General features: G+C 54.0%; 12 protein-coding genes. 8 read left to right on the top strand and 4 right to left on the bottom strand.

The features are described from left to right. Positions 1–234 precede the first annotated feature (234 nt). Positions 235–1,125 (bottom strand): cache domain-containing protein, encoded by an 891-nt coding sequence (locus KGFNPO_RS15190; RefSeq protein ID WP_472632076.1) that lies wholly within the window; start codon positions 1,123–1,125, stop codon positions 235–237. Positions 1,126–1,548: 423 nt separating this feature from the next. On the opposite strand from KGFNPO_RS15190, the gene KGFNPO_RS15185 reads away from it, so the two are divergent. Continuing rightward, positions 1,549–3,654, top strand: a complete 2,106-nt coding sequence (locus KGFNPO_RS15185) for a 4Fe-4S binding protein (RefSeq protein ID WP_472632074.1) — start codon at positions 1,549–1,551, stop codon at positions 3,652–3,654. A 10-nt stretch (positions 3,655–3,664) separates the two neighbouring features. Then, positions 3,665–4,696, top strand: coding sequence for an FAD:protein FMN transferase (locus tag KGFNPO_RS15180; RefSeq protein WP_472632073.1), 1,032 nt, complete (start codon positions 3,665–3,667; stop codon positions 4,694–4,696). A 20-nt stretch (positions 4,697–4,716) separates the two neighbouring features. On the opposite strand, the gene KGFNPO_RS15175 is transcribed toward KGFNPO_RS15180, so the two are convergent. Then, entirely contained in the window at positions 4,717–5,550 is an 834-nt protein-coding gene (locus KGFNPO_RS15175) for a substrate-binding periplasmic protein (protein ID WP_472632071.1), read from the bottom strand. Between the two features lie 72 nt (positions 5,551–5,622). Further along, positions 5,623–6,096 (bottom strand): cytochrome c-550 PedF, encoded by a 474-nt coding sequence (gene pedF, locus KGFNPO_RS15170; protein ID WP_472632070.1) that lies wholly within the window; start codon positions 6,094–6,096, stop codon positions 5,623–5,625. A 290-nt stretch (positions 6,097–6,386) separates the two neighbouring features. On the opposite strand from pedF, the gene KGFNPO_RS15165 reads away from it, so the two are divergent. Next, a complete protein-coding gene (locus KGFNPO_RS15165; protein ID WP_472632069.1) occupies positions 6,387–8,291 on the top strand; it encodes a sigma-54-dependent Fis family transcriptional regulator in 1,905 nt (634 codons plus the stop codon). A gap of 29 nt (positions 8,292–8,320) precedes the next feature. On the opposite strand, the gene KGFNPO_RS15160 is transcribed toward KGFNPO_RS15165, so the two are convergent. Continuing rightward, positions 8,321–9,259, bottom strand: a complete 939-nt coding sequence (locus KGFNPO_RS15160) for an alpha/beta fold hydrolase (protein WP_472632068.1) — start codon at positions 9,257–9,259, stop codon at positions 8,321–8,323. 110 nt (positions 9,260–9,369) lie between these two features. On the opposite strand from KGFNPO_RS15160, the gene pqqA reads away from it, so the two are divergent. The 5 genes from pqqA to pqqE all read left to right on the top strand — a co-directional run bounded on the left by pqqA (position 9,370) and on the right by pqqE (position 12,628). After that, positions 9,370–9,444 (top strand): pyrroloquinoline quinone precursor peptide PqqA, encoded by a 75-nt coding sequence (pqqA, locus tag KGFNPO_RS15155; RefSeq protein ID WP_472634502.1) that lies wholly within the window; start codon positions 9,370–9,372, stop codon positions 9,442–9,444. Between the two features lie 94 nt (positions 9,445–9,538). After that, positions 9,539–10,459 carry a pyrroloquinoline quinone biosynthesis protein PqqB gene (gene pqqB / locus KGFNPO_RS15150; protein WP_472632066.1) on the top strand — a complete coding sequence of 307 codons (921 nt, stop codon included), beginning with the start codon at positions 9,539–9,541 and terminating at the stop codon, positions 10,457–10,459. Next, positions 10,456–11,193, top strand: coding sequence for a pyrroloquinoline-quinone synthase PqqC (gene pqqC, locus KGFNPO_RS15145; RefSeq protein WP_472632065.1), 738 nt, complete (start codon positions 10,456–10,458; stop codon positions 11,191–11,193). The genes pqqB and pqqC overlap by 4 nt, the downstream gene beginning before the upstream one ends. Positions 11,194–11,202: 9 nt before the next feature. Continuing rightward, positions 11,203–11,466 carry a pyrroloquinoline quinone biosynthesis peptide chaperone PqqD gene (gene pqqD / locus KGFNPO_RS15140; protein ID WP_472632064.1) on the top strand — a complete coding sequence of 88 codons (264 nt, stop codon included), beginning with the start codon at positions 11,203–11,205 and terminating at the stop codon, positions 11,464–11,466. After that, positions 11,444–12,628: a pyrroloquinoline quinone biosynthesis protein PqqE gene (gene pqqE / locus KGFNPO_RS15135; protein ID WP_472632063.1), complete on the top strand. Its 1,185-nt coding sequence runs from the start codon at positions 11,444–11,446 to the stop codon at positions 12,626–12,628. The genes pqqD and pqqE overlap by 23 nt, the downstream gene beginning before the upstream one ends. Positions 12,629–12,948 lie beyond the last annotated feature (320 nt).

Here is a 12,948-nt window from a genome sequence, read left to right as displayed (position 1 = left end):
AGCGGCAGCGGGAATCGGACCAGATTCAGACAAGATTCAGACAAGACTCAGATCATGCAGCCAGCGGCGAAATGCGCAAGGTCTGGCCCGGATAAATGCGATTCTGATCTATAAAAAACATGGAGTATTGCAATTTTAATGGCATTTACCGCATATGTTTATTGTGAATATAAAATATACTCATATGTTGAATGCGAGGCGTCATTGCAGCGCTGGCGCCAGTCGCAGCCAACGCTACTTGGTGTAATAACCGACGCCCAGCAACAGTTTGTCTACGCGCTGGATTAAAGAATGCTTCGGCTCCACCGCGTTGGTAGCCGGATTGCGCCACACGTAATCGACGCTGCCGCTGCCCTTCTGTTTTGCCATGGTGATCATGTCTTCGATCAGTGCTTTGCCGGCGGCATCCCGCAAGCCGCGTACATCCATGCCGGTCAGCTGCGGCGATGCGCCGGATGCGCGGTATTTGCCATCGTCGATACCGATCACGAATACATACTGATCGTTATGCATGAAGCCGCCCTGCGGGTTATTGAAGGCTGCGAATGCGGTATTACCGTCTGATTTTTTCAGGAATGCGACTGCCTTGTCGAGTAAATCCTGCGCTTCTTCCATCGAGGCGCGCGGTGTGTAGTAACCGACGCAGACAATATATTTCCCCACCTTGCGGTATTGGCTGACCTTGCTTTCGACGTGATTGCTGACGCGGTTCAGCCAGCGATATTCAATGGTGCCGGTTGGGTTATTTTGAGCCTGCTCCAGCAAGTCCCGAATCAAAGGCTTGCCGGCAGCATCGCGCAGGTCAATCTGATTCTTGCCTGCCAGTCCAATCATTGAGCCGCCGTTGGCGTGCATGAAGCCATCGAGTCCCACCGCAAAAACGTAGTAAGCGCCGTTGACGAAACTACCCTTGGGATCGTTGAAGGCGGCGAAAGATTTTTCGGGGCCATTTTTCTGCAGGGAGTCAACCGCGCGCTCCAGCAGCCCGGTGGCGCGCTTGGCTTCGGAGCGCTCAATCGCGCCCAGGTGTTTGGTTGCGGTAGCTTCGGCAGCGCTGGCTACCGGTGCTGCGATCAAGGCCGAAACTACGGCCAGAGTGAGCAAGCCCAAGCGATTGCGTTTCATGATGTACTCCAGGTCAGAAGATGAAAGCCCATTCCATGCCGGAATGCGCGTTGCGTGGTTGGATTGCAAAAGTGTTAGGGATGAACTAGCAAAATACAGGCCATCATTTTTTGCATCAAGTCGCGCGGTACCAGCAATTGCGCCAGCCTGCTACGCAGGGGCCGATTGCTCCAATCTGAAACTGTTGTTCCATTGCATGACACATCGAAAATAATGATTGCAGATGCGATCGAAACAACATCGGCGCTGCAGTGCCTGAATGCCGTATTGGCACAGATCATGCGTAATACATCAAATTGATCGAAAGAAAATAGCCGGTATATCTATTCAGGCGTGCGCATGAAAAATCAGATTCACCCACACTATTTATTTTCGCTGAACACGGGTTCCCGGTACTTATCCGCAGTGCTGCTTTGGCAATGCATGAGTTTTTTATGGTGCCTATTGGCTGCTTCCGCCGCGCTGGCCGGAGTCATGACGCGCGCGGAACTGGTAAAAATATATCCAGTGCCCTATATCGTCGGTGAAAAAGATGCGGCAATCCAGGTGTGGCCCATCTTCCAGCAGAACGCAACCGAAAATCGATTGGTGGCTTATGTTTTCGAATCGATCGATCTGGCGCCCATTCCCGGTTTTTCCGGAGTGCCGATCAATCTGTTGATTGCACTCGATCCGAAAGGCAATTTTCTGGATGTCAGCGTCATCTCGCAACATGAGCCGGTGTTTCTCGATGGTCTGGGCGAAGGCCCGCTGCATTCTTTCGTCAGCCAATATAAGAGCCTGTCGCTCAAGCAAAGCATCAAAATATTGACCGGCTCCAATAGCGTAAAGAGTGCATCGGCTGCAACCGCACAACTGGACGGCGTCTCGAAAGCCACCGCATCGGTGCGCATCATCAACCAAAGCATCCTGTCTTCCGCACTCAAGGTAGCGCGCAAGAAACTCGGTTTCGCCGAAGGCCGTGACCCGGATTTGATGGCGCGGATCAAACCGGATATTTTGGAATCGCACACTGTCAAGGATTTGATCGATGCCGGCCTGATCAAGCATCTAGTGCTGGGCAATGCCGAGGTCGAAAAGAAATTCGTTGGGACCAACGGCAGCGGGCTCGATGCAGACGCCATCGCGCACCCGGAAGATCCGTTCATTGATGTATATATGGCCTATGTGTCGGTGCCGAGCATCGGCCGCAATCTGCTGCGCGAGACTGCCTGGAACAAGCTGCAAGAGCGGCTGGAGCCGGGCGATCAAGCCATTCTGGTGATGTCGAAAGGGCGCTACAGCATTCTTGGTGACGACTTCATTCGCGGCACCACGCCGGATCGGATAGCGTTGAAGCAGGATCAATTGCCGATTGAGATGCGGGACTTGAACCTCGATCTTGCACTGAAGGCAGATCAAGGTACTGCTCTGGATATGGAGTCGGTCACCGTTTTCAGGATCATCAGCCAGGCAGGGCTGGACCCATCCAGACCGCTCGATTTCGTGCTGCCGGTAACGCGCACCAAAGGAGTCATCTATCCAGAGAAAATCACCCGGGATTTCACCTTCAGTTTTAAGCTCCCGGCACGCTTTTATACTGTGCCGGAAGGCGACAATAAATCCTGGGGCGGCATCTGGCGCGACAGGCGGGGTGAAATCGCCGTACTGGTGATCGGTCTGGCACTCTTGTCGCTGGCACTGACATGGCAAAAAAGACTAGTCGCGCAGCAGCGCCGTTTCGCCGCATTCAGAAATATGTACCTGTTATTCACCTTGTTCTTCATCGGCTGGTATGCGCAGGGCCAATTGTCCATCGTCAACTTTACCAGTGTGTTGCAGGCATTGATTGCTGGTCGCAGCCTGAGTTTTTTTCTATACGACCCGATGACGGTGACTTTGTCGGTGTTCGTGTGCATCTCGCTGGTGATCTGGGGCCGCGGGACATTTTGCGGCTGGCTCTGTCCTTTTGGCGCGCTGCAGGAATTTGCCGCCAAAATCGGCACGCTGCTGAAAATCCCGCAAATCAGGCTCAAGCCACAAACAGATAGCCGGCTGAAACGGATTAAATACCTGGTACTGGCGGGGATTTTGGCCAGCACATTTTTTTCATCCAATATCACGGACCGCTTGGTTGAGGTGGAGCCGTTCAAGACCGCCATCACCCTGAATTTCGTGCGCTCCTTGCCCTTTGTCGCGTATGCGCTGGGCCTGCTGGTCGCCAGCATGTTTGTGTACAAGTTCTTTTGTCGTTTCCTGTGCCCGTTTGGTGCCGGCCTTGCAGTGCTGGGACGTTTTCGAATTCTGAACTGGCTCCCGCGCCGCAAAGAGTGCGGAACGCCATGCCAGACTTGCCGCTATCAATGCGCCTATCAGGCGATCACGCCCGTTGGAAATATCCAATATGACGAATGTTTCCAGTGCATGGAGTGCATGGTGATTCATGCCAGCGATGCAAGATGCGCGCCGCTGATGCTGGAAAAGAAACGCGCCAGAATCATTCCAATCCAGGATGTGACTACTGATGTGACTACTGAGTTGACACCTTAAGGGCATTGCGATGCGGCGACGTACATTACTATCGGCTTCCCTCGGTTTGGGCGCACTGGCGGGTCTGGCTGGCATGGCGAGCGTCAGTTCACTGCCCAATCCGCTGCACCGTTCTTCATGGCCAGGCCCAGGATTGGCACTGTATTCAGGTTCGGATCTGGCTTTCGGCACCACAGTGACTATCAAGGTATTGCATGGCGATGCACTATCGGCGCAGGCAGCGATTCAGGACGCCTTACAGCAGGTCAAGAAAATCGATGCGCTGATGAGTTTGTATCAGGAGCGCAGCCAGGTCTTCCAGTTGAATCGGCACGGCATCGTGGATGCGCCCGATCGCCATCTGCTGTATGTGCTGGCGTTCGCGCAGCAACTTTCCATGCTGACGGCGGGTGCTTTCGATATCACGGTGCAACCGTTGTGGCGTGCATTCAGCGAGGCCCGATCCAGAAGCGCGCTTCCCGCGCCGGAAGAAATAGCCGCTGCCAAATCGCTGGTCAACTGGCGGCGGCTTGAGGTTCGCCAGCAGCAAGTGCGATTGCACACGACGGGTATGGCGATTACGCTCAATGGGCTGGCGCAAGGATATGCGGTGGATCTGGCGCTGGAGGCTTTGCAAGCAAGAGGCGTGCGGCATGCGCTGCTGGACACTGGCGAGTTCGGCTCGATTGGCAGCAAGACGCCTGGTCAGCCGTGGAGTCTGGGTATTCGCCATCCAAGGCAAGTCGATGCAATCTCGGCCAGAGTGGGAATGGATGGCCGCAAGGTGGCTACATCGGGGGACTATGCAACGGTTTTCAGTTCAGACTTCGTCCATCATCATATTTTCGATCCAGCCAGCGGCGACTCGCCTCCGGCGCTGGCCAGTGTCACGGTGGTGGCGCCGACCGGCATCCTGGCCGATGGTCTTTCCACCGCCTTCATGGTCATGGGAGCGGACCAGGCGTTTGCACTTGCCGCGCACTTGCCGGATGTGGATCTCCTGCTGATCGATAAAAACGGCGCCGTCCGGAAAACGGCGCGTTTCCCGGAATTACAGGCATAACACGGGAACACAGTGCTGAATTACGGGGTGACGACATGTACTCCATATTTTGCGAATATTTTTGCAAGTTCTCCTGAAGCGATTAATTCGTCGGTCGCTGTTTGCAACAACCTGGCGAGTTCTGCATCATTTTTTTTCACTGCCATTCCGACCACCCAGCCCTTATTCGGCAGGCGCGGGAAGGAAACCGGGCTCACCGGAAAACCGACATCGCCCTTGAATACCGATTCGATTTCGGATTGACTGGCCAAGACGGCGTCGAGTTTGCCGGCCTTCAGGTCTTCCAGAGCTTCAATCGGCGTAGGATAAATTTTGATGTCATCCCGGAACTTGCCATCTTGTTCACCGAGCAACACGATGGCGGCAATAGAGATTTTTTCAACGCCGATGTTCTTCCCTGACAATGCATCCAGTCCGTCGAATGCGGGAATTGCTGTGCTGTTGCGAACCAGGCGTACCGTTTCACGGTGGTATGGCGCAAAAATTTCCACTTTGTCATTTTCTGCCATCAAATTACGGTCCACTGGCACATGCATCAACAGGTCTGCCGGGCCGTAGCCCAGATAGTGTCCTTTCCAGACCATGTTGCGTAAGTCGTCATTCAGGTTTTCACCAGCAGGAAACGGCAACAGGCTCACTTTCCAGCCCAATTTTTTTGCCAGCGCTTGGGCCAAATCGATATCAATGCCAGCGTTATTTGCTGAAAATGGCGCGAAATCATTGTATACGGCAACTTTCAGTACTCCGGCTTGCCTGATTTTTGCCAAATCTGCATGCGCCGGCGCTACGACGGTCAAGGCCGCACAGGCCAGCGATAGCGCCAAGCCTGTCCGGCGCAAAGAAAAACTGTTCATGATGGCATTTCCCGTCAAGTAATTGAATTATCGATACAGCCACCCCTGCCATGCAGAAATGGAATGAATTGCTTATTCTGTTACGCGAACGGTTTCAAGATATGCCTTCAAGGCCCAGACGGCTTCCTGGCTGAGGATGCCTTCAAACGGCGGCATGTACACGGCGCCGTTGCGGACTTTGCCGCGACGTACCGAGGTCAGGAAATAATTATCGGTTTCCTTGTAGCAAGCCTGTTTTTTAGTCTCGTTTTTCTGACCCATGCAATCGCGATCCAATAATCGCAAATCAGGTGCGATCCCACCCGAGATTGCTTCCAGTCCATGGCAGCGCGCGCAATTCTGGTTGTATGCCGAGGCGCCCAGTTTTGCCGCTTCTTTGTTGCTGCGGTAAGGATTTTCTTCGCGCCATGTTTCACCGAGTTGCGGCAAGGATTTGGCATCGACCGCATGTGGCACAACATCGCCGTGGGCAAAGGCCGCGAAAGGCGTCAAAGTTACCGCCGCTAGCAAAGACGCAATGGCAAGGGTGTTCAGGGTTGATTTCATGATGTCTCCATTTTTAAGTTTTAAAACTAATGGCAGACGACATGCAATAGCCATGCCATGCAGTTTCCCAACATGGCAACTTGCTTTTGCATCTTTTTTGAACAAGTGCTACATTAAAAAACATAATATCTATTATGCATTTGGTGAATTTCATGATTTCATCTGAAAAATCTTGCCGAATGTGAATAGTTTCAGCATCGATATATCAATATAAAACTACTTCGGGACTATCAGTGATGGTGAATATTTGTAAATCATTGGCTGGCACGCTTGCTGCCAGCAATATCTGCATGACCATAGAAAAATCACATCAGCGTTCCATTGCCTACGGGCTCGCTGAAGGCGATAAGCCCGATTTCAATGCGCTGGACGGTTCCGATTTGTCGTTCTTGGTCGAGCAGAATCAGAACTTGCATATTCATGCGTTGCCGGTGATGGAGACGCTGTATGAGCAAATCATCAATACGCACAACATGGTGATTCTGACCGACGTTAACGGTTTGATCATACATACGCTGGGCGATGACGATTTCCTGGAAAAAGCCGATCGGGTGGCGCTCAAGCCCGGAGTCATCTGGTCGGAACAAAGCAAGGGCACCAACGCAATCGGCACTGCCATCGTGGAGCAAACGCCGACCATGATTCATGCCGGCGAGCATTACCTGCGGGCCAATCATTTTCTGACATGCTCTGCCGCGCCGATTTTCGATTACTTAGGCAATGTAATTGGCGTTCTCGATGTCACTGGCGACCAGCGCAGTTTCCATAAACACACGATGGCCTTGGTGCGCATGTCGGCGCAAATGATCGAGAATCAGCTGTTTTCGTCAGCCTTTCAGGACGGCATCCTGCTGCATTTCAATACCCGCCCGGAGTTCATCGGCACCTTGATGGAGGGCATCGCCTCCTTTGCTCCGAATGGACGGTTTCTATCGGCCAATCGCAGTGCGCTGTTTCAGCTTGGTTTGTCGCTTTCCGCGTTGCACTCGCATACATTCAGTTCGTTGTTCGGCTTGCCGGTGTCCGCGCTGTTCGACCATTACCGTACCGCAGCGCCGGAATTGTTGAATCTGTGCCTGCATAACGGCGTGCGCGTATACGGCCGGGCCCAATTGCGCTTGGCCCATAGCGTATTCCAGCATTCGTCCAATGTGGCGCCGCAGTCCGACAGCGCATCACAGCAAAACCAACAGCAAAACCAGCAAGGCAGCCAGCAGACCTCCATCCAGACAACGCGCCGGCTGTCGGGCTTGCGTTACCTGAATACCGGCGACCCGCAAATTGCAGCGGTGATCGAAAAAGTCACCAAAGTTCTGGGGCGCGATATTCCGATTCTGGTGATGGGCGAGACCGGGACCGGCAAGGAACTGCTGGCCCAGGCCATCCACAACGATTCTCCGCGTGCGAAAGGCGCATTTATCGCGGTTAATTGCGCTTCCATACCGGAAACCCTGATCGAGTCGGAGCTATTCGGCTATGAAGATGGCGCTTTTACCGGCGCACGCAAGAAAGGCAGCCTCGGTAAAATTTTGCAAGCCAACGGCGGCACTTTGTTCCTGGATGAAATCGGCGACATGCCGCTGAGTTTGCAAGCCCGTTTGTTGCGCGTATTGCAGGAGCGTATGGTTACGCCACTGGGTAGTGCCAAATCGATTCCGGTCAATGTGGAACTGATTTGCGCCACCAACAGGAATCTGCGCGAGCAGATTGCCAAAGGGGAGTTTCGCGAGGATTTGTATTACCGCTTAAACGGACTGGTCGTCAAATTGCCGCCGATACGAGAGCGCACCGACCTTGAAACGGTGATCAACAAGGTGCTCGCTCTGGAATCGAACTCCGTGATTTATTCGTTGGCGCCGGACATCATGCAGTTATTCAAACAGCATAACTGGCCAGGGAATTTCCGCCAGTTGACCAATCTGCTGCGCACCGCGATTGTGATGGCCGAGGACTGCCATGAAATTCGCAAAGAGCATCTTCCGGACGATTTTTTTGAAGATGTCGAATTCACACAAAACCGTGCATCGATTGCAAGCACCAGCCAATTTGTTGCCAGTGGAACCAACCTCGAACAGATGGAAATTTCAGTGATACAAAAATCGTTGGAAAGCCACCACGGCAATGTTTCCGCCACTGCGCGGGCGTTGGGAGTCTCCCGCAACACCATTTACCGCAAGACTTCCGCAGCCAGGTAACACCTTATCATCCGGGCTTAGCGCCTATTTCAAGAATATTGCAGCATGTCACGCACGGCGTTGCTTAGCGCGGCGCAGATTGCAGGATCAGATGCGGTGTGCGTGCCTTTTTCGACCCAGCGAACCGCAGCATCGGGCATACATCTCTGTAAGCGGATGACATTTTCCGGCGGACAGATCCAGTCATGGGTGCCGTGCACGATCACGGTCGGCACTTTGCATGCGGCGCGGGCGTAGCGGAAAATGGCGCGTGCATTCAGGAAGCAGTGCTGCGAAAGATAATGCGATTGCAAGCGGTATTTGCCGATTAATTTCCCCAAATCATGTGACTGGCGTGCTGCTGGTTGACCTGTCATTGCCTGCATGATGGCGGCTTCATAATCATTCCAGCGCTGCGCCGCATCTTGCATTTCTGCCGCTGCTCCATTGTGCAACAGTGACGTTAAGGATTGGAGCACATTGCTTTTCTGCTGCGGGGTCCAGCCTGCCGTCAATTGCAGCCATGCTTGTGGCGCCAGCGCAGCGAGCGATTGGAAGAACCAATGCATTTCACGCCGGCTGGCAAGAAATATCCCGCGCAATATCAGACTGCTTACCGCTGGTGGAAAGCTGCCCGCATACACGATGCCTAAAGTGCTGCCCCAGGAGCCTCCCACCACCGACCAGCGCGCGATCTTCAGGGTTTGGCGCAGTCGCTCGATGTCTGACACCAGTTCAGCAGTCGTATTGTGGGCCAAATGGCCTGCCGGCAAGCTTTTCCCTGCGCCGCGCTGATCCAGCAAAATCACCCTCTGGCGTGACAGGTCGAACCAGTCGAGCATGGAACGGTTGCAGCCGCTGCCCGGACCGCCATGCAGCACCACGCTGGCCGGTCCGGACGCATTCCCGTGCTCGGAAAAATAGACGGCGTGGCCATTGTCAACCGGCAAATATCCTTGACGCAAAAGTGCGGGTGCGGGCTGCGGCATGGAAATTGCGTTTAGGTGATTGATTGTTGGCATTGTCATCGATACGATTCGGTCATGGCAGTGCGGTAATCACAAATCATACCTACACTTTATAACACCTGGAGATCATCATGAAATGGAGCAAACCGGCCTTTAACGATCTGCGTTTTGGCTTTGAAATTACCATGTACATTGCCAATCGCTGATTTAAAGGAATTGTCCCTGTGCGGCGTCTGATGCTATTTCAAGCGCTATTTCAAACTCAAGCGCCGCACTCAATATAGCCATTGTGGCCAGATCATGAAAATCATCGTATTGGGTTCTTCCGCAGGCGGCGGCTTCCCGCAATGGAATTGCAATTGCGCCAATTGCGATGGAATGCGCCGCGGCACCTTGAATGCCAGAGCACGAACGCAATCATCCATCGCGGTTTCTGCTGATGGCGAGAATTGGGTGTTGATCAATGCTTCGCCCGATATCCTGACCCAAATCCGCGCCACGCCGGCGCTCCAACCTTGCCGCCAGTCTCGCGACACCGGCATTGCCGCGGTGTTGCTGATGGACGCACAGGTGGATCACACGACCGGCCTGTTGATGCTGCGAGAAGGCAAGCCGATTCCGCTGTATTGCACCGCATCGGTGTGGGACGACCTGAGCACCGGTCTGCCTTTGGTCCCGGTGTTGTCCTATTACTGCGGCGTGCAATGGCATCCGCTGCCCATCAGGCAAGGCCGTATGGAAGCAATCGAATTGCCGGGTATCGATGGCATTCGGTTTACAGCGCTGGCGCTGTCGAGCAAGGCTCCGCCATATTCGCCGCATCGGGAAAATCCGCATCCTGGCGACAACATCGGTCTGATCATCGAAAATCGGGCGACCGGCAAGAAAGTATTTTATGCCCCCGGTCTGGGTGAAATCGAGCCGCAAGTCGAAGCGGCAATGCGCAGTGCGGATTGCCTGTTGGTGGACGGCACCTTCTGGAGCGTCGATGAAATGATCCAGCACGGCTTTTCCACCAAATTTGCTGCCGACATGGGGCATATGGCGCAATCCGGCCCGGGCGGGATGATCGAATGCCTGGACCGCATGGATGCTGCCCGAAAGATCCTGATTCACATCAACAATACCAATCCGATCCTCGATGAGGATTCGGAACAACACGCGACGCTGCTGCGGCATGGCATCGAAATCGCCCACGACGGAATGGAAATCACGCTATGAACGCCGCTATCAACGTCATGCAGCAAGCAGCAACGCGCATCGATCTGCCCTGGGACAGGGAACAGTTCAAGAGCCAGTTGTTGGCGCAGGAAATTCACTACCATATCCATCACCCATTCAACATCCGGATGAATAACGGCCAGCTAAGCCCGGAGCAGATTCGCGGTTGGGTCGCCAACCGCTTTTATTATCAGATCAATATTCCGCAAAAAGACGGCGCGATCCTCGCCAACTGCCCGGATCGGGAAACCCGCCGCAAATGGATTTTGCGCATCCATGATCATGACGGCTGGGAAGACAATGCCGGCGGGATCGAGGCGTGGGCGCGCTTAGGTGAGGCGGTCGGCATTCCGCGCAGTGAACTGTGGTCTTTGTGCCACGTGGTGCCGGGGGTGCGTTTCGCGGTCGATGCGTATGTCAATTTCGCCCGCCAATCGCCGTGGCAGGAAGGCGTGTGTTCATCGTTGACCGAGATGTTCGCACCCAAGATCCATAAGGAACGTTTGGCCAACTGGCCCACGCTGTATCCGTGGATAGAAGAGCAGGGGCTGCAATACTTTCGCAGCCGGATTTCGCTCGCCGAGCGTGATGTGGTGCATGGCTTGCAAGTCACGCTAGACCATTTCACCACACGCATGCAGCAGCAGCGCGCACTGGAGATTTTGCAATTCAAGCTCGACGTGCTGTGGTCGATGATGGATGCGATCGAACTGGCCTATTCCGCGCGCATTTAAGGACGCAACATGGATAGATCGACCGAGTTGCCCAAACTATCAAGACTGTTCCGTCTGCAATGGGAACAGGTGCAGGATGCCTATGTGCTGCTGTATCCGGAAGGAATGGTCAAGCTGAATCAAAGCGCAGCGGAAATCCTCAAGCGCTGTGATGGCAGCAACGCGGTTGCGACCATCGTAGCCGATCTTGAGCAAGCGTTTGCAGTCAGTAATCTGGATGATGAAGTGCAGGATTTTCTGAAGGAAGCATATGCGCGCGGCTGGCTTGTCTGAACACGTCACCACTATCGAGCAGGATCAGCCGGCTGGCATCGCGCCACCGCTGTGGCTACTGGCCGAACTGACCTATAGATGTCCGTTGCATTGCATCTTTTGCTACAACCCGGTCAACTATGCGCAGAACCGCAATGAGCTGAGCACCGCGCAATGGATCGACGTGATGCGGCAGGCGCGCGCACTAGGCGCGGCGCAACTGGGGTTTTCCGGCGGTGAACCGCTGCTGCGCGAGGACCTGGAAGACTTGGTTGCCGAAGGCTACCGGCTCGGTTATTACACCAACCTGATCACCTCTGGGGTTGGCTTGACGGAAGACCGGATTGCGCGGCTGCGGGATGCCGGTCTCGATCATATCCAGCTATCGTTCCAGGATTCCAGCAAGGAAATGAACGACTTCCTGACCAGCACCAAAACCTTCGATCTGAAGTCGCGGGTCGCCAAGCTGATCAAGCAATATGACTATCCGATGGTGCTCAACGTGGTGCTGCATCGCTACAATCTGGATCACATCGACCGCATCATTCAGATGGCGCTCGACATGGGCGTCGAATATCTGGAGCTGGCCAATACCCAATATTACGGCTGGGGCCTGGTCAATCGGGCGCACTTGTTGCCCTCGCATGCACAGCTCAAACATGCGGAAGCCATCGTCAACGCCTATCGCGCCAAGGTTGGCAACAAGATCCGTATCTTGTTTGTGGTGCCGGATTATTTTGAAGAACGGCCGAAAGCCTGCATGAATGGCTGGGGCGCGGTATTTCTGGCCATTGCCGCTGACGGCACCGCGCTGCCCTGCCATGCGGCAAAATCGCTGCCGGGCATTGATTTCCCGCATGTGACGCAACACAGCATCCGCGACATCTGGTACCACAGCGATGCCTTCAACAAATATCGTGGCGATGCCTGGATGAAGGAGCCTTGCAAAACCTGCCCGGAGAAAACGAAAGATTTCGGCGGCTGTCGCTGCCAGGCGCTTGCGCTTACCGGCGACGCCACCAACGCCGACCCGGTGTGCAGCAAATCGCCGCAGCACGCACAGCTACAGCAAATCGTCCAGCAGGCGCAGCAGGCACAAAATGGCAACGCGCAATCAAACAGCCAGCCCATCCTGTTTCGCACCGACGCGAATTCCATCAAGCTATCAGCCAAGAATCAGTAGCAACCTGACCGCGTCGTTACCGGAGAGCAGCACGGTTTGCCAATGTGCTGATTTAGATCATACTGCTCTAGTGTATTTTAAAAATTTCATTAAAATAATTCGGAAATAAGTATGTTTTTTAACATACTCCAGTAAAAAATCGGCGATCATTCCCCGAGGTAATGCCATTTGCCTGTAGGTGCGAATTTATTCGCATTCTTCACCATTCTATGCGAACTAATGCGAATAAATCAGCATACAAGGGTGGGTGAAGCCATCATGTAGGTTCGATATGCGATGGGTTTCACCCATCCTACGGCCGTGCGTAAGCCCGGATATAA

Source organism: Gelidimonas diazotrophica, from assembly GCF_055694025.1.
Note: the sequence above shows the minus strand (reverse complement) of the source record. Positions and strands in the feature narration are given on the sequence as shown.

Excerpts from the sequence above, each read along its gene's own strand:
- KGFNPO_RS15190 (WP_472632076.1), bottom strand. The coding sequence starts at position 1,125 with ATGAAACGCAATCGCTTGGGCTTGCTCACTCTGGCCGTAGTTTCGGCC.
- KGFNPO_RS15185 (WP_472632074.1), top strand. The coding sequence starts at position 1,549 with ATGAGTTTTTTATGGTGCCTATTGGCTGCTTCCGCCGCGCTGGCCGGA.
- KGFNPO_RS15180 (WP_472632073.1), top strand. The coding sequence starts at position 3,665 with ATGCGGCGACGTACATTACTATCGGCTTCCCTCGGTTTGGGCGCACTG.
- KGFNPO_RS15175 (WP_472632071.1), bottom strand. The coding sequence starts at position 5,550 with ATGAACAGTTTTTCTTTGCGCCGGACAGGCTTGGCGCTATCGCTGGCC.
- pedF (WP_472632070.1), bottom strand. The coding sequence starts at position 6,096 with ATGAAATCAACCCTGAACACCCTTGCCATTGCGTCTTTGCTAGCGGCG.
- KGFNPO_RS15165 (WP_472632069.1), top strand. The coding sequence starts at position 6,387 with ATGACCATAGAAAAATCACATCAGCGTTCCATTGCCTACGGGCTCGCT.
- KGFNPO_RS15160 (WP_472632068.1), bottom strand. The coding sequence starts at position 9,259 with ATGCCGCAGCCCGCACCCGCACTTTTGCGTCAAGGATATTTGCCGGTT.
- pqqB (WP_472632066.1), top strand. The coding sequence starts at position 9,539 with ATGAAAATCATCGTATTGGGTTCTTCCGCAGGCGGCGGCTTCCCGCAA.
- pqqC (WP_472632065.1), top strand. The coding sequence starts at position 10,456 with ATGAACGCCGCTATCAACGTCATGCAGCAAGCAGCAACGCGCATCGAT.
- pqqD (WP_472632064.1), top strand. The coding sequence starts at position 11,203 with ATGGATAGATCGACCGAGTTGCCCAAACTATCAAGACTGTTCCGTCTG.
- pqqE (WP_472632063.1), top strand. The coding sequence starts at position 11,444 with ATGCGCGCGGCTGGCTTGTCTGAACACGTCACCACTATCGAGCAGGAT.